Raw genomic sequence first — 24,015 nt, forward strand, 5'->3', positions numbered from 1 at the left:
GTAGGCTCGATCTCAAGATGACCGAAGAACTTTCTCCCGCCGAGCGGTACGCCGCTGCCCGGATTCGCGCCGCCGAAGAGGCCTCTGCCCTGGCCCCCTTCCGCGAACTGTACGAATTCGATCTGGACCCGTACCAGATCGAGGCCTGCAAGGCACTGGAGGCCGGCAAGGGCGCGCTGGTCGCCGCCCCGACCGGCTCGGGCAAGACCATCGTCGGCGAGTTCGCCGTGCACCTGGCGCTCCAGCAGGGCCGCAAGTGCTTCTACACGACGCCGATCAAGGCCCTGTCGAACCAGAAGTACGCCGACCTCGTCAAACGCTACGGCGCCGACAAGGTGGGCCTGCTGACCGGCGACAACAGCGTCAACGGCGAGGCGCCGGTGGTCGTGATGACCACCGAGGTGCTCCGCAACATGCTGTACGCGGGCTCCCAGTCGCTGCGCGGCCTCGGCTACGTCGTGATGGACGAGGTCCACTACCTCTCCGACCGGTTCCGCGGAGCCGTCTGGGAGGAAGTGATCATCCACCTCCCCGAGTCGGTGACGCTGGTGTCGCTGTCGGCCACCGTGTCCAACGCCGAGGAGTTCGGTGACTGGCTGGACACCGTGCGCGGCGACACCGAGGTGATCGTCTCCGAGGAGCGGCCCGTCCCGCTGTGGCAGCACGTCATGGCCGGCCGCCGGATCTTCGACCTCTTCGAGGAGGAGTCCGACCACGGCGGCCGCGGCTCCGCACGCCGCGAGGTCAATCCCGACCTGCTGCGCATGGCCCGCGAGGAGAACAGCCGCAGCTACAGTCCCAAGGACCGGCGGCGCGGCAAGATGGTCCGCGAGGCCGACCGCGAGCGCGAGCGGCGCTCCCGCGGCCGGATCTGGACCCCCTCCCGGCCCGAGGTCATCGCCCGCCTCGACAACGACGGGCTGCTGCCCGCGATCAACTTCATCTTCAGCCGGGCCGGCTGCGAGGCCGCCGTCCAGCAGTGCCTGTACGCGGGCCTGCGGCTCAACGACGACTCCGCGCGGCTCAAGGTCCGCGAGATCGTCGAGGCGCGGACCGCCTCCATCCCCACCGAGGACCTCCACGTCCTGGGCTACTACGAGTGGCTCGAAGGCCTGGAGCGGGGCATCGCGGCGCACCACGCGGGCATGCTGCCCACCTTCAAGGAGGTCGTCGAGGAGCTGTTCGTCCGCGGCCTCGTCAAGGCCGTCTTCGCCACCGAGACCCTGGCGCTGGGCATCAACATGCCCGCGCGCACGGTGATCCTGGAGAAGCTGGTCAAGTGGAACGGCGAACAGCACGCCGACATCACCCCCGGCGAGTACACGCAGCTCACCGGCCGGGCCGGGCGGCGCGGCATCGACGTCGAGGGCCACGCGGTGGTGCTCTGGCAGCGGGGCATGGACCCGGTGGGCCTGGCCGGGCTCGCGGGTACCCGTACGTATCCGCTGCGCTCCAGCTTCAAGCCCTCGTACAACATGGCCGTGAACCTGGTCAACCAGTTCGGGCGGCACCGCTCCCGCGAGCTGCTGGAGACCTCCTTCGCGCAGTTCCAGGCCGACCGCTCGGTCGTCGGGATCTCCCGGCAGGTGCAGCGCAACGAGGAGGGCCTGGAGGGCTACCGGGAGGGCATGACCTGCCACCTGGGGAACTTCGAGGAGTACGCGCAGCTGCGCCGCGACCTCAAGGACCGCGAGACGGAGCTGGCCAAGCAGGGCGCGGCCCAGCGGCGGGCGCAGGCGGCCGGCTCGCTGGAGAAGCTCAAGCCGGGCGACATCATCCACGTCCCGACGGGCAAGTTCGCCGGGCTCGCACTGGTCCTGGACCCGGGTGTGCCGGCCGGACGGGTCAACGGGCACCGCGGGTACGAGTACGCCGAGGGCCCGCGTCCGCTGGTGCTCACCGCGGAGCGGCAGGTCAAGCGGCTCGCCGCGATCGACTTCCCGGTCCCGGTGGAGGCGCTCGACCGGATGCGGATCCCCAAGACCTTCAACGCCCGTTCCCCGCAGTCCCGTCGGGACCTGGCCTCGCAGCTGCGGACCAAGGCCGGGCACATCACGCCGGAGCGGCGGATGCGCGGCCGGGCCGCGGCGGCCGACGACCGCGAGATCGCCCGGCTGCGTTCCGAGCTGCGGGCGCACCCCTGCCACGGCTGCGACGAGCGCGAGGACCACGCCCGCTGGGCGGAGCGCTACCACCGGCTCAAGCGGGACACGGTGCAGCTGGAGCGGCGGATCGAGGGCCGGACGAACACCATCGCCCGCACCTTCGACCGGATCCACGCGCTGCTGACCGAGCTGGACTACCTGCGCGAGGACGAGGTCACCGTGCACGGCAAGCGGCTCGCCCGGCTGTACGGGGAGCTGGACCTGCTGGCCTCCGAGTGCTTGCGCGCCGGGATCTGGGAGGGCCTGAGCCCTGCCGAACTGGCCGCCTGCGTCTCGGCGCTGGTCTTCGAGGCCCGGCAGTCCGACGACGCGGTCGCGCCGAAGGTGCCGGGTGGCGCGGCGAAGGCGGCGCTGGGCGAGATGGTGCACATCTGGGGCCGGCTCGACGCGCTGGAGGAGGAGCACGGCATCAACCAGGCGGAGGGCGTGGGCCAGCGCGAGCCGGACCTCGGCTTCGCGTGGGCGGCGTACCAGTGGGCCTCGGAGAAGAGCCTCGACGAGGTGCTGCGCGAGGCGGAGATGCCGGCCGGCGACTTCGTGCGCTGGTGCAAGCAGGTCATCGACGTGCTGGGGCAGATCGCGGCCGCGGCTCCTTCGGCCGGCGGCGACAGCGGGAGCACGGTGGCCCGCAACGCCCGCAAGGCCGTCGACTCGCTGTTGCGGGGTGTAGTGGCCTACAGCTCGGTCGGCTAGGCGTATTTGGATCTTCCTCCGAAAGGGAGGTCGACCCGGTCTCATCTCTTGCCATGATCGAATCGGCGTGCTGTGTGCGACGATTCTGGCCATGAGTGGCGGATCAGACGAAGGGCCGAGACGGGTCGGTCGGCCGCGCGCCGACCGGCTGAGACCGGAGAGCGGCCGGCCGCCGCGGGAGGAACTCCTCTGCGCGGCGGCCGAGCTGTTCACGGTGCAGGGATATGCGGCGACGACCACGCGCGCGGTCGCCGAACGGGCCGGCATGCGCCAGGCCACGATGTATCACTATTTCGCCGGCAAGGAGGAACTCCTCGCCGAACTGCTGGAGTCCACGGTCGCACCCTCGCTGGTACTGGCCCGGCAGCTGTTGGCCGACAGCGGACGGCCCGCCGCGCGGCGCCTGTGGGAGCTGTGCCGCTCCGACGTGCTGCAGCTGTGCGGGGGACCGTACAACCTGGGGGCGCTCTACCTGCTCCCCGAGGTGGCCGACGCGCGGTTCGCACCGTTCCGCCGGATGCGCGGGGAACTCAAGGACGCCTACCGGGCGTTGCTCGGCGGGACCGCGGTGGGTGCCGAACTGGATGGCGACAAGGACGGGTTGACGCTCCGCAACGACCTGGTCTTCGGGCTGATCGAGGGTGTCATGCTCGTCCACCGCGCCGATCCGGCGCGCCCCGTGGCCGCCTTCGCGGAGGCCACCGCCGACGCGGCGCTGCGGGTCGCGGGCGTCGGCGCCCGCTGACCGAGGGCTGTCCGGCGACCTCGGATGACCTACCGACCGCCGGCGCCGGCCTCCCACGCGGTGCGGTCGTCCCAGGCCTGGAGGGTGCGCCCGCTCTCGAAGCGGTGTGCGGCCCCGGTGACGGGGTCGGTGAACTCCAGGAGCCTGGACAGGAGTTGGAGCGGCCGCCGGTAGTCCTCCGGAGCGGGGTCGGTGACCTGCGGGTACACCGGATCGCCGAGGATGGGCAGGCCCAGGCTGTTCATGTGCACCCGCAGCTGGTGGGTGCGGCCGGTGCGCGGGGTCAGCCGGTAGCGGCCCAGGCCGCCCCGGACCTCGGTGAGTTCGACGAGGGTCTCGGCATTGGGCTCGCCGCCCGGGACCTCGGCGGCCGCGATGACCCCGCGGGTCTTCTCGATCCGGCTGCGGACCGTACGCGGAAAGGCCAGCTCCGGATCGTGGGGTGCCAGCGCCTCGTACTCCTTGCGCACCCGGCGGGCCTGGAAGAGGAGCTGGTACGCCCCCCGGTCCTCGGGCCGGATGCTGAACATCACCAGTCCCGCCGTCAGCCGGTCCAGGCGGTGCGCCGGGCTGAGCGCGGGCAGGTCCAGCTCCGCGCGGAGGCGGGCCAGCGCGGTCTGGGTGACGTGGCTGCCGCGCGGGGTGGTCGCCAGGAAGTGCGGCTTGTCCACGACCAGCAGATGCGGGTCGCGGTACACGACGCGCGGCGCGAAGGGCACCGGCGGCTCCTGGGGGAGATCCCGGTGGAACCACAGGTAGCCGCCCGGCTCGTACGGGTCGTGCGCGCTCAGGACCCGCCCGCCCGGGCCGAGCACCCGGCCGGCCGCCAGCAGTCGGGCGACGGCCTCGGCGCCGGCTCCGCCCGCGTAGTGCGCGGCGAGGTAGTCGCCGAGATCGGGCCAGGCTCCCTCCGGGTCGGGAGGCAGGCGCAGCCGGACCGGGTCGATGCCGGCGCGCTGGGGGAGGGGCGAGGGGGGTGGCTGGGCTCTGCGTCTCATCGGGGACAGGCTATGCGGCTCACTGCTGGGTGAAGGTGCCCAGGTGGTTCGCATCGAGGTACTCGACGCGGACGGTGTCGTCGGCGAAGGTCACGCCGGTGCGGCCGGCCGCCATCTCGCCGGTGGTCTCGAAGCTGAAGGTGTCGCCGTCGTAGTGGGTGAGCGGGAAGAGCATCGGCTTGGGGCCGAGGGCGAGGACGAGGGCGCCGGTGTCGTTGGCGGTCACGGTGAGTTTGCCGTAGTAGGGGTTGTCGTAGGTGCCGGTGTAGGCGGCGCTGTCCTTGGCGGGCTTGGCGGAGGCGGGCGGGTGGGTGTGGTCGGTGGGGGATCGGGCGTTGTCGACCTCCTTCGCGTAGACGGACGCGAGCAGGGGAAGCCAGTCGGTCGTGGCCTTGCCGTGCTGGGCGACGTCGAGGAAATCGAGGGCGACGGCGTCGGCCAGGCCGACGGGGGCGCCGTTGGTGAGGACGACGATGCCGAGCTTTTCGAGGGGGAGCATCGTGACGTTGGCGTTGGTGCCGAGTTCGAAGGCGCCGGAGTGGCTCAGGCGCAGCCGGCCGGAGTCGTCGTAGGACACGTTCCAGCCGAGGCCGTAGAAGCCGGCGCGGCCGGTGGGGGAGGTGGGCGGCTGCGAGACGATCTCGGGAACGTGCGTGCGGGCGAGCGTGGCGGCGGGGATGATCCGCTTGCCGTCGAGGGTGCCGTCGGCCAGCTGGAGCCGCAGCCAGCGGGACATGTCGCGGGCGGTGGAACTGACGCCGCCGGCGGGAGCCTGGGCGTCCGGGTCGCGGACGTAGCGGGGGCTCCAGGTGCCGTCCGGGTTCTTGACGTGGGTGGAGGCGTGGTCGGGGGCGTTGACGTAGGCGGAGAACTCGGTGCTGGTGTGGGTCATGCCGGCGGGCTTGAAGAGGGTGTCCGCGCTGAGCTTCTGCCAGGTGGTGCCCTTGGCGCGGGCGACGGCCTCGGCGGCGGCGGTGAGGCCGGAGTTGGTGTAGGCGTAGCTCGCGCGGAAGGGGGTGAGGGGCTCCAGGCGCAGGTGGTCGAAGATGTACGACTGGTCGTAGCCGAGGTCTTCGAGGAGGTCGCCGGCGTGGTCGGGCAGGCCGCTGCGGTGGGAGAACAGGTCGGCGGTCGTGACGTGGTCGGTGACCCAGGGGTCCTTGAAGGCGAAGCCGGGGAGGGTGACGTGCCGGTCCCACTCGTCGGGGGTGGTGAAGGCGCCGGCGATGACGGTGGAGGAGACGGGCTTGGAGACGGAGGCGATCTGGAAGACGGTGTCGGGGCCGACCTTGGCGGGCTCGCCGGTGCGGCGGATGCCGAAGCCCTTGAGGTGGACCACCTCGTCGTCGTGGACGACGGCCACGGAGAGGCCCGGGACGCCGGTGCGGCGCATCAGGTCGGTGATGGTCTGGTCGAGGCGGGCCACGGCCTTGTCGACCTGGGCGTCGGTGAGCTGCGGCTGGGGGGCGGGGGGCGGGCTGGGGGCGGCCGCTGCCACCCCCGTGGCCAGCAGGAACGCGGCCCCAACCGCTCCGGCGGTGCGGAGGGTACGCATGCCGCCATTGTCCTGCCGGACGGGTGGGAGCGCGCGTTCCCGGCTGCGGCGCCGTTGCGGGGGCTCTGCCCCCGACCCCCTGCGCCTCAATCGCCGGCGGGGCTGGAATTGCCCTGCGGGCAACTCGGCTTCGCCTGGCGAACGGCGTCGGCCAAAATCCAGCCTCGCCGGCGTTTGAGGCGCGGGGTCTGGGGCGGAGCCCCAGCAGCGGTGCCGCACTGGCGGTCTGGGGGCGGAGCCCCGGCAGCGGGGCCGCGGCTGTGGGGCTGGGGCAGGGGCGGCGGAGCCGTTAGGCGGCGGTCGCGTGTTCCTGTTCGGCTTCGACGGCCGCGTTCCAGTCCCGCTTGATCGCGCGCCAGCCCTCGTCCGTCTCGCCCAGCCGCCAGTACCCGGAGATCGACAGCCTCTCGCGCGCGACACCCCGCTCCAGGCGGAGGTGGCGGCGGAGCTCCCGGACGAAGCCCGCCTCGCCGTGGACGAAGGCCTGGACGTCCCGGGACGGGAACTCCAGGGCGGTGACCGCCTCCACCAGGGCCTCGCCGACCGGGCGGTCGCCGCGGTGGAGCCAGATCGGGACGACTCCGTCCGGGGTGGCGACCTTCTGCTCGCCCTGCGGGCCCTCGATCTCCACGAAGGCGTACACGCGCGCCCCCGCCGGCATCCGCTCCATCGCCGCCGCGATCGCCGGCAGCGCGCTCTCGTCGCCCACCAGCAGGTGCCAGTCGGCCGTCGGGTCCGGGGCGTAGGCGCCGCCCGGGCCGAGGAACCGTACGAGCTCGCCCGGCTGGACCCGCGCGGCCCAGGGTCCGGCCACGCCCTCGTCGCCGTGGACCACGAAGTCGAGGGTCAGCTCCAGGTGCGCCGCGTCCCAGCTCCGTACGGTGTACGCGCGCTGGCGCGGCCACTGCGCCCGGGGGAAGTCGGCGCGGATCTGCTCCAGGTCCCACGGCGAGGGGTAGGTGACGCCCTGCGGCGGAAAGAGGATCTTGATGTAGTGGTCGGTGAACTCGCCCGCGCCGAATCCGGCCAGCCCGTCACCGCCCAGCACGATGCGCACCATGTGCGGCGTCAGCCGCTCGGTGCGGATGACGACGGCTGTGCCGACGGTGCGGGCGCGTCCTTCTGCCACGGTGTCTCCCCTGACTCCCCTGAAACTTAGCCTTACCTAAGTTAGCACCTCAGGCGCGCAGTGCACTGCTCAGCCGGGAGACTGCTCCACCCAGACCCCACCGATGGGCTAGTGCGTCGACCAGTTCCGGTTGCGCCGGTGTCGTAGGAAGGGCCGGATCGAAGGCCGGAAGGGGGACGTCCGAGGCCACCTGGACCACCTTCGGGGCCACCGCCAGATACGGCCGGGACTCGTCCAGGCGCTTGCGCTGGGTGGGGGTCAGCTTCGACTTCGGGTCGTCGACCGCCGCGATGATCCCGGCCAGGCTGCCGTAGGCGTCGAGGAGCTTCGCCGCCGTCTTCTCGCCGATGCCGGGGACGCCCGGCAGGCCGTCGCTCGGGTCCCCGCGCAGCAGCGCCAGGTCCGCGTAGCCGGGGCCGTCCACCCCGTACTTCTCGCGCAGCCAGGCCTCGTCCGTCACCTGGAGGCTGCCGACGCCCTTGAGCGGGTACAGGACCCGGCGCTGCCGGGCGTCGTCCACCAGCTGGTAGAGGTCGCGGTCGCCCGTGACGATGTCCACCGGGCCTCCAGCGCGGGCCGTTAGCGTACCGATCACGTCGTCCGCCTCGTAGCCGGCGACCCCCACGCGGGCGATGCCGAAGGCGTCCAGCGCCGCCTCGATGATCGGCACCTGCGGGACGAGCGTGTCGGGGGTCTCCTCCACGTCGGGGCCGGTCTCCGTCTCCTGCGCGACCCGGTGGGCCTTGTAGGAGGGGATCAGCTCCACCCGCCAGTGCGGCCGCCAGTCGGCGTCCATGCAGGCCACGAGGTCGTCCGGGCGGTGGTCCTGGACCAGCCGGCCGATGAAGTCGAGGAGCCCGCGCACGGCGTTGACGGGGGTGCCGTCGGGGGCCTTCACGGAATCCGGCACACCGAAGTAGGCGCGGTAGTAGAGGGAGGCGGTATCCAGGAGCATCAGGCGTCGTGTCGTCACGCAGACGATGATGCCGCAAGCCGGCTCGGGGGCCACGGACAGTGAGCGGTCCTGTACGGGAACACCCGTGCACGCGAAACCTGGGGCCGTTGCTGCGTAAGGTGCTTACAGCACACCGATGTGCGACGGACAAGGGGAGGGCAGCCCCGAAATGAACGACAGGGACCAGGACACGGAACGGTACAAAGACAGGGACAAGGACAAGGACAAGGACGGCAAGGAACCGCTTCGGGTCGGAGTGGCCGTGCGCAAGCGGCGCCGCGCCCTCCATCTGACCCTTGCCGCCGTATCGGCGCGCAGCGGCCTGTCGGTCCCCTTCCTGAGCCAGATAGAGAACGAGCGGGCCCGGCCCAGCATGCGGTCCCTCGAGCGGGTCGCGGACGCGCTGGAGACCACGGCCGTCGAGCTGCTGGCCGCGTCCGACACCGCGCGCACCGTGGACCTCGTACGGGCCGGCGACGAATCCGGGCTCACCCCGGTCCCCGGCGTGCGGCCCCTGGTCCGGGGGCACCACCAGCTGCACGCGCTGGAGTTCACCGGGGACCAGGACGCCGGGCGCGAGTACCAGCACCGCAACGACGAGCTGATGTACGTCGTCGCGGGCGCCTGCCAGGTGGAGGCGGAGGGGCGGGCGTACCGGCTGGAGAGCGGGGACGCGCTGTTCCTGTCCGGCGGCGTACGCCACCGGTGGCGGGCCGTCACCGAGGACACCCGGATCCTGGTGGTCGCGGTGGGCGACCACATCCACGCGACGTCCGAGCCGCCGTCGCCCGGCCACTGAACGGCATGCGGCGGATCGTCTCGCTGGTTCCGTCGCTGACCGAGGCGGTGGCCGTCAGCGCGCCCGGCCTGCTGGTCGGCGTCACGGACTGGTGCACGCACCCGGCGGACCTCGGCGGCGCGGTGCGGATCGGGGGGACGAAGAACCCCGACGTGCGGAGGATCGCCGGGCTGCGCCCGGACCTGGTGATCGCCAACGAGGAGGAGAACCGGGCCCCGGACCTCGCGGCGCTGCGGGCGGCCGGGATCGAGGTGCTGCTCACCGAGATCCGCGACCTGCCACAGGCGCTGCGCGAGCTGGACCGCGTACTGGTGGGGGCCCTGGGGCTGAAGCGGCCCGGGTGGCTGGCGGACGCGGAGGCCGCGTGGGCCCGGGTGGAGCCGGCCGGTGAGCTGCGGGCCTTCGTACCGGTGTGGCGGCGGCCGTGGATGGTGCTCGGTCGGGACACCTTCGCCGGGGACCTGCTGGCCCGGCTGGGGGTGCGCAACGTGTACGGGGGCCACGCGGAGCGCTACCCGCGGATCCCGGTGGAGGAGCTGGCGGCCGCCGGCTGCGATCTGGTGGTGCTGCCGGACGAGCCGTACCGCTTCACGGCCGGGGACGGCCCGGAGGCCTTCCCCGGCCTGCCCGCCGCGCTGGTCAGCGGGCGGCACCTGACCTGGTACGGACCCTCGCTCGCCGAGGCTCCGGAGGTCCTGGCCCGGGCCCTGCGCGAGGCGCGGTAGCGATCGGCCGCCAGGCTCAGCGGGGGAGGAGGCTGCCGGTGAACAGGCCGCGCAGGGTGTGGGCGGCGGCGAGCAGCCAGGCGGTGAGCAGGGCCACGAAGAGCGCCGAGGCGAGCCAGGCGAAGGCGGTCAGCCCGGTGTGGCGGGCCAGGCCGGCGGCGCCGGTGACGCAGGTGCCGACGGGGAAGGTCAGGGCCCACCAGGTCATCGCGAAGCCCATGCCGTTACGGGCGGCCCGGACCAGCATCGCCGCGGCGAGGGCCAGCCACAGCAGGGCGAACCCCATCACGGGAACCCCGTAGACGACCGCGAAGGCGCCGAGCGCTCCGGCGTAGGGGGCGCCGATCGACTGGGGGGCCATGTCGGCGAGCTGGTTCACGGCGGTGGTGGACTGGCCGAGGGGGCCGAGGACCAGGAACAGGGTGGGGGTGAGGGCCAGGGGGAGGGGGCCGCCCACGATGAGCCGGCCGAAGACCAGGGGGAGCATCAGCAGGGTGGCGAGCAGGCTGATGCCGAACATGGCGTAGCAGGCGAGCAGCAGGGCCTCGCGGGGCTGGCCGGCGGGCAGGTGGGGGATCAGCAGGGGGCCGAGCGCGGCGGAGACCATGGGGGCGACGAGGGGGAGCAGCCAGACGGGGGTGGCCTGCCCGGGCTCGACCTTGTGCCGGACCACCATCAGGTAGGGCACGGCCACCGCCATGACCAGGCCGATCGCGGTGCCGGCGGTGAACAGCACGGCGTCCGCGGCGACGGCGGCGCCGGTCCCGATGAGGTCCTTGCCGACGATGAGGGTGCCGCCGCCGACGGCCAGCAGGGCCATCGACAGACACCCGGAGAAGGGGGCGACGGCGGGGTCGAGGAGGTGGGCGCGGGCCTGGTCGCGGTGGTGGAGCCAGTGGCCGGCGCGGGCGGTGAGCAGGGTCGCGAGTGCGACGGCGGACAGCGCCCAGACGATCTGGCAGGCCACGCGCTGGCCGGGGAGCTGGTAGGGGAGGGTGGCGCCGGCGTTGGCGACGATCGCGGTCCCCATGACGGAGGCGTACCAGTTGGGGCCGAGGTGGCGCAGGGTCGGGAAGGCCTTGTGGGCCTGGGGGGTCCGCTGGGTGGTGGGACGGGGTCGTACGAGGGTGGTGGCCATGGATCCAGCGTCGCCGGGCGGCGGGGCGGGCGGCAGAGGTCATCTTTCTATAAGGCCATAAACTGATGTTATGGGTAATGAGGAGTGGGTTCCGCTGGCACACCGGGTGCCGGACCTGGGCGCGCTGGAGCTGCTGCTCGCGGTCGCGCGCGTCGGCAGCCTGAGCGGAGCGGCCCGGCGGCTTGGGATCACCCAGCCGGCGGCGAGCAGCCGGATCCGGGCGATGGAGACGCGGCTGGGGGTGGCCCTGGTGGACCGCTCGCCGCGGGGGTCGACGCTGACGGCGGAAGGCGCGCTGGTCACGGACTGGGCGCGACGGGTGGTGGAGGCGGCCGAGGCCTTCGACGCGGGTGCGCAGGCGCTGCGGGGGCGGCGGGACTCGCGGCTGCGGGTGGCCGCCAGCATGACCATCGCGGAGTACCTGCTGCCCGGGTGGCTGATCGCCCTGCGCGGGCAGCGGCCGGACACGGCGGTGTCCCTGCACGCCGGGAACTCCTCGGTGGTCGCGGAACGGGTGCTCACGCACGAGGCGGACCTCGGCTTCGTGGAGGGGCTGACCGTGCCGGACGGGCTGGACTCGGCGGTGATCGCGCAGGACCGCCTCGTGGTGGCGGTGGCGCCGGGCCACCCGTGGGCGCGGCGGTCGCGGGGGGTGGAGGCGGCGGAGCTGGCGTCGGCGCCGCTGATACTGCGGGAGCGGGGGTCGGGGACGCGGCAGGTGCTGGACGCCGCGCTGGCCGGGTGCGGGGGGCTGGCGGCGCCGCTGCTGGAGCTGGCGTCGACCACCGCGGTGAAGGCGGCGGCGCTGAGCGGGGCGGGGCCGTGCGTGCTGTCGGAACTGGCGGTGGGGGACGAGCTGGCGGCGCGGCGGCTGGTGGAGGTACCGGTGGCCGGTGCGGCGCTGGGGCGGGCCCTGCGTGCCGTCTGGCCGGCGGGCTCCCGGCCGGCGGGGCCGGCTCGGGACCTCCTGTCGCTGACGCGGGGCCAGTCGGCTCCCGCCGGGGGGTGACGGCCGCTGTTCGGGTGCCCCGCCGCTGCCGGGGCTCCGCCCCGGACCCCGCGCCTCAATCGCCGGCGGGGCTGGGTTTGGCTCCGGCCGGTCCCCTGGCGGGGGCTTCGCGGGGCCGGTGCCGGGGCCGGGGTGGGGTGTCGTCCGGGACGGGCTTCGATGTTCGGCGCCCTGGGGCGGTTGTTTTGCGGGGCGGTGGTGTGCGCCGAAATCATCTCGTTTTAGTCCCGGCCGACACCCCACCCCGTCCCCGCCCCCGGCCGGGCGAACTCCAGCCCCGGCCGAGGGCGGTCAGGCGACCGGGACCGGGAGGGCGGCGGCTTCGATCAAGGAGGTCATGACCCGGGTGTCCTTGTCGCGTTCGGGGTGCCACTGGACGCCCAGGACCCAGCTGGTCGGGTCGGGGAGTTCGATGGCCTCCACCGTGCCGTCGAGGGCGTGGGCCGAGGCGATCAGGCCGCGGCCCAGGCGGTCGACGGCCTGGTGGTGGTAGGTCGGCACGTCCGCCTCCTCCGGGACCAGGGCCGCGTACCGGGTGCCCGCGACCGGGCGGACCGGGTGCCAGGAGGTGGCGCCCGGGGTGTCGAAGTGGCCGTCGATGTGCTGGATCAGCGTCCCGCCGAGGGCCACGTTCAGCGCCTGCATGCCCCGGCAGATGCCCAGCACCGGCATGGAGGCGTCGAGCGCCGCCGCGATCAGGGCCAGCTCCCACTCGTCGCGGACCGTCGCCGGGGCGCCCGTACGGGAGTCGCGGGCGGCCCCGTAGCGGATCGGGTCCACGTCCGGACCGCCCGCGATGACCAGGCCGTCCACCCGGCTCAATACCTCCGCCGCCGCCCCGGGTTCGTCCGGCGGCAGCAGCACGGCCGCGCCGCCCGCCGCCTGGACGAGTTCGTAGTACCCGGTGGGCACGAGGGACGTGGGCAGGTCCCACACCCCGTAGCGGGTGGATTCCTCCACATAGGTGCTGATGCCGATGAGCGGCCTGGGCACGTTCTTACCTCCGAAATGGCGATCAGGAGCAGTAGGGATCGATGGGGCTCAGGGTTTCAGTCGCGGGTCAGTTCCGCCTCGGCTTCCGCCAGAGCCGCGAACTCCTCCTCGGGGGCCGAGGCCACGAGGTGGTGCCGACTGTAGATCGCGAAGTAGGCGAGGGCGACGGCGTACACGGCCAGTGCGATGAATGCCGCGTCCTTGTCCACCAGGAAGGTGGCGACCAGGGCCGACAGGGCGAGTACGAAGGCCACCGAGGAGGTCAGGATTCCGCCCGGCGTGCGGTACGGGCGCTCCAGGCCGGGTTCCCGGCGGCGCAGCACGATGTGGGAGAGGGCCATCAGTGCGTAGGAGATGGTCGCGCCGAAGACCGCGATGTTGAGCATGCGGGCGCCGTCGCCGGTGAGCGCCGCCAGCGCGAAGCCGATCGCGCCCGGGATGACGAGGCCCAGGTACGGGGCCTTGCGCTTCGAGGTGAGCGAGAGGAAGCGCGGGAGGTAGCCGGCCCGGGAGAGGGCGAAGAGCTGGCGCGAGCCCGCGTAGATGAGGGAGAAGAAGGAGGCCACCAGGCCGGCCAGGCCCGCGTAGTTCACGAAGCGGCTCAGCGCGGTCGGACCGTCGTCCCCCTCCAGGGCCACGACCAGCGGGTTGCCCGCCGTCTTGACCGCGTCCGCGCCCTGCGCGCCGGTCGCCGCGAAGAAGGTGATCAGCGCGAGCAGGGCGAGGATGCCCATCGAGATGGCCAGGGCCTTCGGCATGGAGCGGACCGGGTCCTTCGCCTCCTCGGCCGCCAGCGGCACGCCTTCCACGCCGAGGAAGAACCACATGGCGAAGGGGAACGCGGCCCAGATGCCCAGGACGCCCAGCGGCAGCCAGGAGTTCGAGCCGAAGGCGGTCGCGTCGACCGGGATGTTGTCGAGGCTGCCGGCGTCGAACTCGGTCAGGGCGCCCACTGCGAAGATGAGCAGCGCGGCCACGGCGATGGCGGTCACGACGAGGCTGAAGCGCAGGGCCTCGCCCACGCCCCAGAGGTGGACGCCGATGAAGACGACGAAGCAGCCGAGGTAGACGGGCCAACTGGAGGTGAGGCCGAAGAGGCCGAGGGATTCGACGTAGTCGCCGATGAAGATGACGATCGCGGCCGGCGCCAGGATGTACTCGATGAGGATGGCGGTGCCGGTGAGGAAGCCGCCCCAGGGGCCCAGCGCGCGGCGGGCGAAACCGTAGCCGCCGCCCGCCGTGGGCAGGATGGTGGACAGCTCCGCGAGGGAGAAGACCAGGCAGGCGTACATCGTGCCCATGAGGACGGTGGCGATGGCGAGGCCGCCGAAGCCGCCCTTGTCGAGTCCGACGTTCCAGCCGGAGAAGTCGCCGGAGACGACGTACGCGACGCCGAGACCGGTCAGGAGCAGCCAGCCGGCGCTGCCGCGGCGCAGCGTGCGGCGTTCCAGATAGTCGTCCGCGTGGTCGCCGCCGCCCTCGTGGGACTTGGTGGGTGCGGGCACGGCTGTCAGCCGTGCCTCGATGTCGTCGGCCATCGTGCGCTCCTGCCTCGGGGCAATGGTTGTGGGGCGTACCTTTGCCGCAGTGGAGTGGAGAGCGCAAGACCCACGCGTTAAACAGAAGTTACGAAAACCTCCCCAGGCCTCCCCGTTCCCCTCAGGCCAGAAACCCCCGCAGCAGCGCCGCCGTGCCGCAGCAGTGCTCGCGCATGGTCTCCCGCGCCCCGGCCGCGTCCCCCTCCAGGACGGACTCCACCAGCGCCGTGTGCTGCTGCTGCGAGTGCTCCAGGTTGCGCACCAGCAGCGGGATGCAGTCGAGCAGGTCGTTGACGGTGGCCCGGACGGCCGCGTACTGGGCCGTCAGGGTGGCGGACCCGGCCAGTTCGCACAGGGTCAGGTGGAAGAGGGTGTCCTGGCGGCGGTAGTCGGCGAGCGGGGCGTCGTGGGTGGCGGCCAGCGCCGCGAGCAGCCGGTCGGCGTCCTCGTCGGTCAGCCCCTGGGAGGCGCACAGCCCGGCCGCCCCCACCTCCAGGACCTCGCGGAACCGCAGGGCGTCCTCGATGTCCACCCCCGCGACCCGCCGGCGCAGCTCCTGCTCGGCGCCGCCCGCCGGGGTGTCCGGACGGGGCAGCACAAACGTTCCGCCGTACCGCCCGCGCCGGGCCTCCACCAGCCCCTGGTCCTGCAGTACCTTCAGCACCTCGCGCAGCGTGACCCGGCTGATGCCCATCCGCTCGGCCAACTCGCGCTCGGGCGGCAGCCGTTCCCCGCCCGGCACCAGGCCCAGCCGGACCACCTGGAGGATCTGCTCCAGCGCCTCCTCGAAACCGTTGCCCGCCCGCACCTGTCGCAGTACGGGATTCAGCCGCGCGATCGCGTCGCCCTCGCTCGCCGTGTCGGTCATCTCGGCTCCTCCCCTTCCCAAGCAATGGTTCTATTCAATACCTTAGGCCTCCTCGGCTCACCGAAGGAGAGATTCCCGTGGTAGACCGCAAGCCGCCGCTCGCGCCCGAGGAGCTCCGCTCCCTCGTCGCCAGCGGTGAGATCGACACAGTCGTCCTGGCCTTCCCCGACATGCAGGGGCGCCTCCAGGGCAAGCGGTTCGCCGCACAGTTCTTCCTCGACGAGGTCCTCGCGCACGGCACCGAGGGATGCAACTACCTCCTCGCCGTCGACACCGACATGAACACCGTCGACGGATACGAGATGTCCTCCTGGGACCGGGGCTACGGCGACTTCGCCATGCACCCCGACCCCGCCACCCTGCGCCGCCTCCCCTGGAACCCCGGCAGCGCCTTCCTCCTCGCCGACCTCGCCTGGAACGACGGCTCGCCCGTCGTCGCCGCGCCCCGGCAGATCCTGCGCCGCCAGCTGGAGCGCCTCGCCGAGCACGGCTACACCGCGATGGTCGGCACCGAGCTGGAGTTCATGGTCTTCCAGGACACCTACGAGCAGGCCTGGAACGCCAACTACCGCGGCCTGACCCCCGCCAACCAGTACAACATCGACTACTCCATCCTCGGTACCGGCCGCATCGAGCCCCTGCTGCGCCGCATCCGCAACGAGATGCAGGCCGCGGGCCTGATCGTCGAGTCGGCGAAGGGGGAGTGCAACCTCGGCCAGCACGAGATCGCCTTCCGCTACGACGAGGCGCTGACCACCTGCGACCAGCACGCCGTCTACAAGACCGGGGCGAAGGAGATCGCCGCCCAGGAGGGTGTCTCGCTCACCTTCATGGCCAAGTACGACGAGCGCGAGGGCAACTCCTGCCACATCCACCTCTCGCTCAACGACGCCGACGGACGCAACGCGATGGCCGGGGACGGGCCGGGCGGAATGTCCGCGGTGATGCGGCACTTCCTGGCCGGCCAGCTGGCCGCACTGCGCGACTTCTCCCTTCTCTACGCCCCCAACATCAACTCGTACAAGCGTTTCCGGCCGGGATCCTTCGCCCCGACCGCCGTCGCCTGGGGCGTGGACAACCGGACCTGTGCGCTCCGCGTGGTCGGGCACGGCCGCTCCATGCGCTTCGAGAACCGCCTCCCCGGCGGCGACGTCAACCCCTACCTCGCCGTCGCCGGCCTGGTCGCGGCCGGTCTCTACGGCATCGAGAACCGCCTGGAACTGCCCGAGGCCTGCGCCGGCAACGCGTACACCGGCGACTACGCCCACGTCCCCGCCACCCTGCGCGAGGCTGCCGAGCTGTGGGAGAACAGCGAGATCGCCAAGGCCGCCTTCGGCCCCGAAGTGGTCGCCCACTACCGCAACATGGCCCGCGTCGAGCTGGACGCGTACGACTCCGCGGTGACGGACTGGGAGCTGCGCCGCTCCTTCGAACGCCTGTAACCCCTTCCGCACTCCCACCGCTCCCACCGCTCCCACCGATCCCGATCGATCCGACCGATGCGACCGAAAGTCTGTGAGGCACCACGTGTCCGATGAGCTGGCCCCCCTCGATCTGAAGGTGCTGAATCCGGCCACCGAGGAAACCGTCGCCGTCGTCCCGGCCGCCACACGGGACGACGTCGACGCCGCCGTGGCCCGGGCCGCCGCCGCCCAGCGCGGCTGGGCCGCCGCCGCCCCCGCCGACCGGGCCCGGCTGCTGCGCCGCTTCGCCGCGGTCGTCGACGGCCACATCGAGGAACTGGCCCAGCTGGAGGTCCGCGAGGCCGGCCACACCATCGGCAACGCCCGCTGGGAAGCCGGCAACGTACGCGACCTGCTCGAATTCGCCGCCGGGGGAGTGGAGCGCCTCTCCGGCCGCCAGATCCCCGTCGCCGGCGGCATCGACGTCACCTTCCTCGAACCCCTCGGCGTCATCGGCGTGATCGCGCCCTGGAACTTCCCCATGCCGATCGCCGCCTGGGGCCTGGCCCCGGCCCTCGCCGCCGGCAACGCCGTCATCCTCAAGCCCGCCGAGACCACCCCCCTCACCGCCCTGCGCCTCGCCGAACTCGCCCTCGAAGCCGGGATCCCCGAGCACCTCTTCCAGGTGCTCCCCGGCCACGGGGCGGTCGCGGGCGACGCGCTCGTCGAGCACCCCGGCGTAGCCAAGATCGTCTTCACCGGCTCCACCCGCGTCGGCAAGCAGATCATGGCCAAGTGCGCCGACCGGGTGAAGCGCGTCACCCTCGAACTCGGCGGCAAGAGCCCCAACATCGTCTTCGCCGACGCCGACCTCGAAGCCGCCGCGGCCGCCGCTCCGATGGCCTTCCTCGACAACACCGGCCAGGACTGCTGCGCCCGCACCCGGATCCTCGTCCAGCGCTCCGCCTACGACCGCTTCCTCTCCCTCCTCGCCCCGGGCATCGAGGGCGTGGTCGTCGGCGACCCCGCCGACGAGAAGACCCAGATGGGCCCGCTGATCTCGCGCACGCAGCTGGAGCGCGTACGGTCCTACGTCACCGACGACCTCACCGCGATCCGCGGCACCGCCCCCGAAGGCCCCGGCTTCTGGTACCCGCCGACCCTCGTCACGGACGTCGCCCCCACCGCGCCCGTGGCCGCCGAGGAGGTCTTCGGCCCCGTCGCCGTCGTCCTGCCCTTCGAGGACGAGGAGGACGCCGTACGCCTGGCCAACGCCACCGAATACGGCCTCTCCGGCTCCCTCTGGACCCGCGACATCGGCCGCGCCCTGCGCGTCTCGCGAGCCGTCGCCGCCGGCAACCTGTCCGTCAACTCCCACAGCAGCGTCCGCTACTGGACCCCCTTCGGCGGCTACAAGCAGTCCGGACTCGGCCGCGAGCTCGGACCCGACGCCCTCACCGCTTTCACCGAGACCAAGAACGTCTTCATCAGCACGGAGGCCTGAAGAACATGACCAGCCAGACCCCTGAAGAGATCGTCTGCCGCCGCCTGGTCGGCCGCACCGCCGTCATCACCGGAGCCGGCAGCGGCATCGGCCTCGCCACCGCCCGCCGCCTCGCCTCCGAAGGCGCCAACGTCGTCTGCGGCGACATCGACGAGACGGCCGGCAAGGCCGCCGCCGAGGAGGTCGGCGGGACCTTCGTGAAGGTCGACGTCACCAGCCCCGAGGAGGTCGAGGCCCTCTTCAAGACCGCCTTCGACACCTACGGCTCCGTCGACATCGCCTTCAACAACGCCGGCATCTCGCCCCCGGACGACGACTCGATCCTCACCACCGGCCTGGAGGCCTGGAAGCGGGTCCAGGACGTCAACCTCACCTCCGTCTACCTCTGCTGCAAGGCCGCACTGCCCTACATGCAGCGCCAGGGCCGCGGCTCCATCATCAACACCGCGTCCTTCGTCGCCATCATGGGCGCCGCCACCTCGCAGATCTCCTACACCGCCTCCAAGGGCGGCGTCCTCGCCATGTCCCGCGAACTCGGCGTCCAGTTCGCCCGCGAGGGCATCCGCGTCAACGCCCTCTGCCCGGGGCCCGTCAACACCCCGCTCCTCCAGGAGCTGTTCGCCAAGGACCCGGAGCGCGCCGCCCGCCGGCTCGTGCACATCCCGCTGGGCCGCTTCGCCGAGCCCACCGAGATCGCCGCCGCGGTCGCCTTCCTCGCCAGCGACGACTCCTCCTTCATCAACGCCACCGACTTCCTCGTCGACGGCGGCATCTCCGGCGCGTACGTGACGCCCCTGTAAGCGTTCATCTCCGCTCCACCTTCCCGACAGCCGGGCGTCGCACGACGCCCGGCTGTCGTGCTCTACCGTCCGCGACGATCTTCATCAGAGTCAGGAGTGACTACCTCAGTGACCCGCCTCAGCACCACACGACGGCTCCGGGCCGTAGCCGCCGCCGCGATAACCGCCGGCACCCTCCTCGCCACCGCGCCCGCCGCCGAGGCGGCCCGCCCCGGCGGACACTGCGCGACCCCGCAGCTCAAGGCCGGCTGGTACGGGGACAACCAGGCCCGGCTCCAGCAGCTCATCGACCAGTACGGCAGCTGCAACCCGTACCGGCCCAGCCGCACCAAGCCCGTCGCCGTCTTCGACTGGGACAACACCGTCGTCAAGAACGACGTCGGCGACGCCACCATGTACTGGCTGCTGCGCAACGGAAAGATCCGCCGGCCCGCCGGCGGCGACTGGTCCACCACCAGCCGCCACCTCACCCCGGCCGCCGCCCAGGCCCTGGCCGCCGCCTGCGGCACCCTCGCCCGCCCCGGCGCCCCGCTGCCCACCGGCACCCCCGAGGGCGCCGCCTGCGCCGACGAACTGGCCGCCGTCTACGGCACCGGCGCGACCCGCACGGCCGCCGCGGCCTTCGCCGGCTGGGACCGCCGTACGACCGAGCCCGCGTACGCCTGGCTGCCCCAGCTGATGCAGGGCTGGACCGCCCGCGAGATCCGCGGCTTCGCCGCCGCCGCCCGCACCGAGAACCTGGCCGCGCCCATCGGAACCAAGCAGCAGGTGGGCACTGGCACCGCCACCGGCTGGGTGCGCTACTACGACCAGCAGAAGGACCTCATCGGCGGCCTGCAGAAGGCCGGCTTCGACGTGTGGATCAGCTCCGCCTCGCCGCAGCCGGTCGTCGAGGTCTGGGCCCAGGGCGTCGGCATCCCGGCGGACCACGTGATCGGCATCCGCAACACCACGACCCGGGGCGGGAAGTACACCCCGCACCTCCAGGGCTGCGGATCCGTCGCCGACGGCGCCGACACGATGATCACGTACATCGACGGCAAGCGCTGCTGGATCAACAAGGAGATCTTCGGCGTGCGCGGCGCGGCCGCCGAGAAGGTCCAGCCGGCCGCCCGCCGCCAGGTGTTCGCCGCGGGCGACTCCGACACCGACATCTCGTTCCTGCGCGACGCCACCGCCCTGCGGCTGGTGGTCAACCGCAACAAGAACGAGCTGATGTGCCGCGCCTACGACAACAGCGACGGCAAGTGGATCGTGAACCCGATGTTCATCGAGCCCAAGAAGCAGAAGAGCGGCCCCTACCCGTGCTCCACGACGGGCTACGTCGACCACGACGGCACGGCGGGACCCGTCCGCCGGGGTGACACGAGCGTCATCCCGGACCAGACGGACACGGTCTTCTAGCCCCTAGAGGAAGGTGCGGCCCTCGCCCCGGTACGTCGGGGCGGCGGCCGTCACCCGGTCGCCTTCGACGAGGTGCAAGGTGTCGAAGCGCTCGCACAGTTCGCCCGCCTTCGCGTGGCGGAACCAGACCCGGTCGCCGATCAGCAGATCGTCGGCCGGGCTGCCGAGCAGCGGGGTCTGCACCTCGCCGGCGCCCTCCCGGGGGTCGTAGCGCAGGCCCTGCGGCAGGTACGGCACCGGAAGCCGGTCGGCGCCCGCCGCGCCCGAGGCCGGATAGCCGCCGCCGAGCACCGTGACCACGCCCACGCCGGGCCGCCGGACCACGGGCTGCGCGAAGAGCGCGGCCGGACGCCCGCTGAAGGAGGTGTAGTTGTCGAACAGCCGCGGCACGTAGAGCCCCGACCCGGCGGCGATCTCCGTGACCGCCTCCTCGGCGGCCGTCTCGGCCACGCTCCCGGTCCCGCCGCCGTTGACGAACTCCAGGTCCGGCACCACCTCCCGCACGGCCCGCACCACCTCGGCCCGCCGCGCCGCCAGCTCCCTGCGGGCCGCGCTCTGCATGAGCCGGATCATCCGCGACCGCACCGGCCGCCCGGCCAGCGCGTCCCCGACACCGGCGACGTGGCCCTCGTACGCCATCAGCCCCACCACCCGGAACCCCGGCCGGGAACCGATCGTCCGGGCCAGCTCGGCCAGCTGCCCGGGCTCCCGCAGGGGTGAGCGCCGCGCCCCGACGCGCATCCGCCCGCCGAACAGGTGCAGCGCGGTGTCCAGCTCCAGGCAGACGCGGATCTCCTGCGTGCCGCCGTCCCGGGCCCGGTCGATCAGCTCCAGCTGGGCCGGGTCGTCCACCAGGACGGTGACGGCGGCGGCCAGCTTGGGATCGCCGGCCAGCTCGCCGAAGCCGGCCCGGTCGGCGGACGGGTAGGCCAGCAGCACGTCCTCGAACCCGGAGCGGGCCAGCCACAGCGACTCGGCGAGGGTGTACGACATGATCCCGGCGAACCCGGGCCGGGCCAGGACCCGTTCGAGGAGCACACGGCACCGTACGGACTTGCTGGCCACCCGGACCGGCTTGCCGCCGGCGCGGCGCACGAGGTCGTCGGCGTTGGCGTCGAACGCGTCGAGATCCACGATGGCCAGCGGCGCGTCCAGGTGCGCGGTCGCCCGGTCGTACCGGGCGCGGTCGGCGGCGGGGGAGTTCATGGCGGGAGCCTGCCAGACGGTTGTACCGATGGGTAGGGGTCCCGGCCGCGGATCCCGCTGCGCGGGCCCGCGCCTCAAACGCCGGCGAGGCTGGATGGTGCCCGGCGAGGCTGAATTTGCCCGGCAGGCACTCCAGTCGCACTTCGCGGACGGCGGGAGCGAAATCCAGCCCCGCCGGCGTTTGAGGCGCGGGGTACGGGGCGGAGCCCCGGGGCGGCCGGCAGGCCGCTGCCTTGAGCTCAGCCCCCGCCCAGGGACCCCGTAGAGTACGGGCAGGCAGCCGTACGGAACGGGGGGCGGAGCCGCCGGATGACCACGACGACACCGCGGACCGCGGTCCTGGGCGAGCCCGATCCGCCCCCGCCCCCGACCCCGCCCCTGCCCGTCGGGACGCACCGGCCCCGCGGCCGCCTCTTCGCCGCCGTGCTCAGCGGCCTCCTCGGCCTCGGTCTCCTCGGCGGAGCCGGCATCGGCACCTGGGTCGAACAGCGCGCCGCGCACCGGCCGTTGCCCGCCGACGCCGTCTACCGCAAGGCCGGTTCGCTGTGGCGCTCCGCCCCGGTGGACAGCCTCTTCCCGCCCGTCCTCGCCGGCCAGGCGACGGGCCCCGGCGGGTCGAACCGCGTCTGGACCCGCATCGCCCTCGCCCCCGACGCCGACTGCCCGGCCGCGCTCGCGCCCGACTGGCAGGGACTGCTGGCCGCCACCGGCACCGGCTGCACCCGCGTGCTCCGCGCCACCTACACCGACGCCACCCGCAGCTCCCTGATCACCGTCGGCATGGTCTTCACCCCCGCCGACGCCCCCGCGACGGCCGCCCTCACCGCCCGGCTCACCGCCCCGCCCGCCTACGGGTTCGCCGACGGCCAGCGCGCCGCCTGGACCGCCTCCGTGCGCGCCGAGGCCCCCGTCGTCGTCTACACGGTCTCCGCCTTCGCCGACGGCCGCTCCCTCGACGCTCCCCGCCCCGCGGAGGACGCGATGAAGAAGGACGCCACGGGAGCCGTGGCCCAGGCGGGCCTCGGACACGAGGCCAAGGCGGTCGCCGACCGCATCGGCAACGGCCTGGCGCTCCTCGCCGCACCGCCCGTCACGCCCACCCCGGAGGCCGCCCGATGACGCCCCGCCGGTCCCCCGGGCCCCACCGGCCCCGCCCGACCCGCCTGCGACGGGCCTTCGGCCGGGGCGCCGCCGCCCTGGCCGTCGGCGCCCTCCTCGCGGTCGCCGCCGCACCCCCGGCGGTCGCCGACACCATCCGCGACCGCCAGTGGGGACTGCTGGCCCTGCGCGCCGAAGAGGCCTGGGGCACCACCCGCGGCGACGGGGTCACGGTCGCCGTGCTCGACACCGGAGTGGACGCCTCCCACCCCGACCTCGCCGGGCAGGTCCTCGACGGCACCGACCTCGTCGGCATGGGCGCCGGCCGCGGCGACCGCGCCTGGGCCCGCCACGGCACCGCCATGGCCGGCATCATCGCCGGGCACGGCCACGGCTCCAGCCGCGGCCAGGGCGTCCTCGGCGTCGCCCCGCAGGCCCGCATCCTGCCGGTCCGCGTGATCCTGGAGGAGGGCGACCCGGGCCGCGCCCAGGCCCGCGACAGCAAGGGCGGCGCCCTCGCCGAGGGCATCCGCTGGGCCGCCGACCACGGTGCCGACGTGATCAACCTGTCCCTCGGCGACGACAGCGACTCCGCCCACCACGAGGCGGGGGAGGACGAGGCCGTCCAGTACGCCCTCGGCAAGGGCGTGGTCGTCGTCGCCTCCGCCGGCAACGGCGGCCAGAGCGGCGACCGCGTCTCCTACCCGGCGGCCTACCCCGGGGTCATCGCCGTCACCGCCGTCGACCGCAAGGGCAGGAAGGCGCGCTTCTCCACCCGCAACTGGTACGCCACCGTCAGCGCCCCCGGCGTCGACATCGTCATCGCCGACCCCGACCGCTCGTACTACGAGGGCTGGGGCACCAGCGCCGCCGCGGCCTTCGTCTCCGGCGCGGTGGCCCTCGTCAAGGCGGCCCACCCGGACCTGTCCCCGGCCCAGATCAAGAAGCTGCTGGAGGACACCGCCTCCGACAGTCCCGCCGGAGGCCGCGACGACGCGCGCGGCCACGGGCTGGTGGATCCCGTCGCGGCCCTCCAGGTCGCGGGGGCCGTCCAGCCGGAGGCGGCCGCTCCGGTACCTGCCGCGGCCGGGCAGCCCTACTTCGGGCCCGGCCCCGACCCGGTGCGCCCGCCCGAGCGCGAGGCCCGGCTGGGCGCTCCGGAGGCCGCGGCCGCGGGGGCGGCGCTGCTCGTACTGGCCGCCGTACTGGCCCGGCGCCCGCGGCGGGGCACCCGGGCGCGGGAGCGCCAACCCCTCACGATCCCGTCGCGCCCGGCACAGTAGGGTCGGG

Annotated in this window: 20 protein-coding genes; 11 read left to right on the forward strand and 9 right to left on the reverse strand. The window is 73.3% G+C overall.

Annotated elements, in window-relative coordinates; genetic code table 11:
• Positions 1-17: 17 nt before the first annotated feature.
• On the forward strand, positions 18-2,858 hold the full coding sequence (locus ACFWBN_RS21420) for a DEAD/DEAH box helicase (RefSeq protein ID WP_385178476.1): 2,841 nt from the start codon (positions 18-20) through the stop codon (positions 2,856-2,858).
• Between the two features lie 91 nt (positions 2,859-2,949).
• Positions 2,950-3,603 (forward strand): helix-turn-helix domain-containing protein, encoded by a 654-nt coding sequence (locus ACFWBN_RS21425; protein ID WP_385178477.1) that lies wholly within the window; start codon positions 2,950-2,952, stop codon positions 3,601-3,603.
• Between the two features lie 29 nt (positions 3,604-3,632).
• Here ACFWBN_RS21425 and ACFWBN_RS21430 read toward each other — a convergent pair whose 3' ends face one another.
• From ACFWBN_RS21430 to ACFWBN_RS21445, 4 genes are all read right to left on the reverse strand, one after another.
• Complete coding sequence (locus ACFWBN_RS21430) at positions 3,633-4,601, reverse strand: pseudouridine synthase (RefSeq protein WP_385178478.1); 969 nt, start codon at positions 4,599-4,601, stop codon at positions 3,633-3,635.
• A gap of 19 nt (positions 4,602-4,620) precedes the next feature.
• Positions 4,621-6,156 (reverse strand): serine hydrolase, encoded by a 1,536-nt coding sequence (locus tag ACFWBN_RS21435; RefSeq protein ID WP_385178479.1) that lies wholly within the window; start codon positions 6,154-6,156, stop codon positions 4,621-4,623.
• Between the two features lie 289 nt (positions 6,157-6,445).
• Positions 6,446-7,285, reverse strand: a complete 840-nt coding sequence (locus ACFWBN_RS21440; RefSeq protein WP_385178480.1) for a siderophore-interacting protein — start codon at positions 7,283-7,285, stop codon at positions 6,446-6,448.
• Between the two features lie 49 nt (positions 7,286-7,334).
• Positions 7,335-8,240, reverse strand: a complete 906-nt coding sequence (locus ACFWBN_RS21445; RefSeq protein WP_385178569.1) for a 5'-3' exonuclease H3TH domain-containing protein — start codon at positions 8,238-8,240, stop codon at positions 7,335-7,337.
• 169 nt (positions 8,241-8,409) lie between these two features.
• On the opposite strand from ACFWBN_RS21445, the gene ACFWBN_RS21450 reads away from it, so the two are divergent.
• Positions 8,410-9,039: a helix-turn-helix domain-containing protein gene (locus tag ACFWBN_RS21450; protein ID WP_385178481.1), complete on the forward strand. Its 630-nt coding sequence runs from the start codon at positions 8,410-8,412 to the stop codon at positions 9,037-9,039.
• A gap of 5 nt (positions 9,040-9,044) precedes the next feature.
• Positions 9,045-9,764, forward strand: a complete 720-nt coding sequence (locus tag ACFWBN_RS21455; RefSeq protein ID WP_385178482.1) for a helical backbone metal receptor — start codon at positions 9,045-9,047, stop codon at positions 9,762-9,764.
• Between the two features lie 16 nt (positions 9,765-9,780).
• Here the strand turns inward: ACFWBN_RS21455 and ACFWBN_RS21460 are convergent, their stop codons facing one another.
• Entirely contained in the window at positions 9,781-10,902 is a 1,122-nt protein-coding gene (locus tag ACFWBN_RS21460) for a TDT family transporter (protein ID WP_385178483.1), read from the reverse strand.
• A gap of 70 nt (positions 10,903-10,972) precedes the next feature.
• Between ACFWBN_RS21460 and ACFWBN_RS21465 the strand changes: the two genes are divergently transcribed.
• Complete coding sequence (locus ACFWBN_RS21465) at positions 10,973-11,911, forward strand: LysR family transcriptional regulator (protein WP_385178484.1); 939 nt, start codon at positions 10,973-10,975, stop codon at positions 11,909-11,911.
• Positions 11,912-12,202: 291 nt separating this feature from the next.
• Here the strand turns inward: ACFWBN_RS21465 and ACFWBN_RS21470 are convergent, their stop codons facing one another.
• From ACFWBN_RS21470 to ACFWBN_RS21480, 3 genes are all read right to left on the reverse strand, one after another.
• The gene (locus ACFWBN_RS21470) at positions 12,203-12,904 is read right to left on the reverse strand and encodes a gamma-glutamyl-gamma-aminobutyrate hydrolase family protein (RefSeq protein ID WP_385178485.1); all 702 of its coding nucleotides are present in this window, start codon (positions 12,902-12,904) and stop codon (positions 12,203-12,205) included.
• A gap of 56 nt (positions 12,905-12,960) precedes the next feature.
• On the reverse strand, positions 12,961-14,442 hold the full coding sequence (gene eat, locus ACFWBN_RS21475) for an ethanolamine permease (protein ID WP_385178486.1): 1,482 nt from the start codon (positions 14,440-14,442) through the stop codon (positions 12,961-12,963).
• Between the two features lie 121 nt (positions 14,443-14,563).
• Positions 14,564-15,310 carry a FadR/GntR family transcriptional regulator gene (locus ACFWBN_RS21480; RefSeq protein ID WP_385178487.1) on the reverse strand — a complete coding sequence of 249 codons (747 nt, stop codon included), beginning with the start codon at positions 15,308-15,310 and terminating at the stop codon, positions 14,564-14,566.
• A 77-nt stretch (positions 15,311-15,387) separates the two neighbouring features.
• On the opposite strand from ACFWBN_RS21480, the gene ACFWBN_RS21485 reads away from it, so the two are divergent.
• From ACFWBN_RS21485 to ACFWBN_RS21500, 4 genes are all read left to right on the forward strand, one after another.
• Positions 15,388-16,752 carry a glutamine synthetase family protein gene (locus tag ACFWBN_RS21485; protein WP_385178488.1) on the forward strand — a complete coding sequence of 455 codons (1,365 nt, stop codon included), beginning with the start codon at positions 15,388-15,390 and terminating at the stop codon, positions 16,750-16,752.
• An 85-nt stretch (positions 16,753-16,837) separates the two neighbouring features.
• Complete coding sequence (locus ACFWBN_RS21490) at positions 16,838-18,217, forward strand: aldehyde dehydrogenase family protein (protein ID WP_385178489.1); 1,380 nt, start codon at positions 16,838-16,840, stop codon at positions 18,215-18,217.
• A 5-nt stretch (positions 18,218-18,222) separates the two neighbouring features.
• Positions 18,223-19,017 (forward strand): 3-oxoacyl-ACP reductase, encoded by a 795-nt coding sequence (locus ACFWBN_RS21495; RefSeq protein WP_385178490.1) that lies wholly within the window; start codon positions 18,223-18,225, stop codon positions 19,015-19,017.
• Between the two features lie 108 nt (positions 19,018-19,125).
• Complete coding sequence (locus tag ACFWBN_RS21500) at positions 19,126-20,421, forward strand: haloacid dehalogenase-like hydrolase (RefSeq protein ID WP_385178491.1); 1,296 nt, start codon at positions 19,126-19,128, stop codon at positions 20,419-20,421.
• A 3-nt stretch (positions 20,422-20,424) separates the two neighbouring features.
• Here ACFWBN_RS21500 and ACFWBN_RS21505 read toward each other — a convergent pair whose 3' ends face one another.
• Positions 20,425-21,627, reverse strand: coding sequence for an amino acid deaminase/aldolase (locus ACFWBN_RS21505; RefSeq protein ID WP_385178492.1), 1,203 nt, complete (start codon positions 21,625-21,627; stop codon positions 20,425-20,427).
• A gap of 309 nt (positions 21,628-21,936) precedes the next feature.
• Here ACFWBN_RS21505 and ACFWBN_RS21510 point away from each other — a divergent pair, with 309 nt between their 5' ends.
• Together ACFWBN_RS21510 and mycP are read left to right on the forward strand one after the other, a co-directional pair.
• Positions 21,937-22,746 (forward strand): hypothetical protein, encoded by an 810-nt coding sequence (locus ACFWBN_RS21510; RefSeq protein WP_385178493.1) that lies wholly within the window; start codon positions 21,937-21,939, stop codon positions 22,744-22,746.
• On the forward strand, positions 22,743-24,008 hold the full coding sequence (gene mycP, locus ACFWBN_RS21515) for a type VII secretion-associated serine protease mycosin (protein WP_385178494.1): 1,266 nt from the start codon (positions 22,743-22,745) through the stop codon (positions 24,006-24,008). Before ACFWBN_RS21510 ends, mycP begins: the two co-directional genes overlap by 4 nt.
• The last annotated feature ends 7 nt before the right edge of the window (positions 24,009-24,015 follow it).

Origin of the sequence: Streptomyces sp. NPDC059989 (assembly GCF_042736975.1) — a bacterium.
Taxonomy (GTDB): Bacteria; Actinomycetota; Actinomycetes; order Streptomycetales; family Streptomycetaceae; genus Streptomyces.

What these genes read in the sequence shown, in the direction of transcription:
- ACFWBN_RS21420 (WP_385178476.1), top strand. Translation starts at nt 18, where the DNA reads ATGACCGAAGAACTTTCTCCCGCCGAGCGGTACGCCGCTGCCCGGATT.
- ACFWBN_RS21425 (WP_385178477.1), top strand. Translation starts at nt 2,950, where the DNA reads ATGAGTGGCGGATCAGACGAAGGGCCGAGACGGGTCGGTCGGCCGCGC.
- ACFWBN_RS21430 (WP_385178478.1), bottom strand. Translation starts at nt 4,601, where the DNA reads ATGAGACGCAGAGCCCAGCCACCCCCCTCGCCCCTCCCCCAGCGCGCC.
- ACFWBN_RS21435 (WP_385178479.1), bottom strand. Translation starts at nt 6,156, where the DNA reads ATGCGTACCCTCCGCACCGCCGGAGCGGTTGGGGCCGCGTTCCTGCTG.
- ACFWBN_RS21445 (WP_385178569.1), bottom strand. Translation starts at nt 8,240, where the DNA reads ATGCTCCTGGATACCGCCTCCCTCTACTACCGCGCCTACTTCGGTGTG.
- ACFWBN_RS21450 (WP_385178481.1), top strand. Translation starts at nt 8,410, where the DNA reads ATGAACGACAGGGACCAGGACACGGAACGGTACAAAGACAGGGACAAG.
- ACFWBN_RS21455 (WP_385178482.1), top strand. Translation starts at nt 9,045, where the DNA reads ATGCGGCGGATCGTCTCGCTGGTTCCGTCGCTGACCGAGGCGGTGGCC.
- ACFWBN_RS21460 (WP_385178483.1), bottom strand. Translation starts at nt 10,902, where the DNA reads ATGGCCACCACCCTCGTACGACCCCGTCCCACCACCCAGCGGACCCCC.
- ACFWBN_RS21465 (WP_385178484.1), top strand. Translation starts at nt 10,973, where the DNA reads ATGGGTAATGAGGAGTGGGTTCCGCTGGCACACCGGGTGCCGGACCTG.
- eat (WP_385178486.1), bottom strand. Translation starts at nt 14,442, where the DNA reads ATGGCCGACGACATCGAGGCACGGCTGACAGCCGTGCCCGCACCCACC.
- ACFWBN_RS21480 (WP_385178487.1), bottom strand. Translation starts at nt 15,310, where the DNA reads ATGACCGACACGGCGAGCGAGGGCGACGCGATCGCGCGGCTGAATCCC.
- ACFWBN_RS21495 (WP_385178490.1), top strand. Translation starts at nt 18,223, where the DNA reads ATGACCAGCCAGACCCCTGAAGAGATCGTCTGCCGCCGCCTGGTCGGC.
- ACFWBN_RS21505 (WP_385178492.1), bottom strand. Translation starts at nt 21,627, where the DNA reads ATGAACTCCCCCGCCGCCGACCGCGCCCGGTACGACCGGGCGACCGCG.
- ACFWBN_RS21510 (WP_385178493.1), top strand. Translation starts at nt 21,937, where the DNA reads ATGACCACGACGACACCGCGGACCGCGGTCCTGGGCGAGCCCGATCCG.
- mycP (WP_385178494.1), top strand. Translation starts at nt 22,743, where the DNA reads ATGACGCCCCGCCGGTCCCCCGGGCCCCACCGGCCCCGCCCGACCCGC.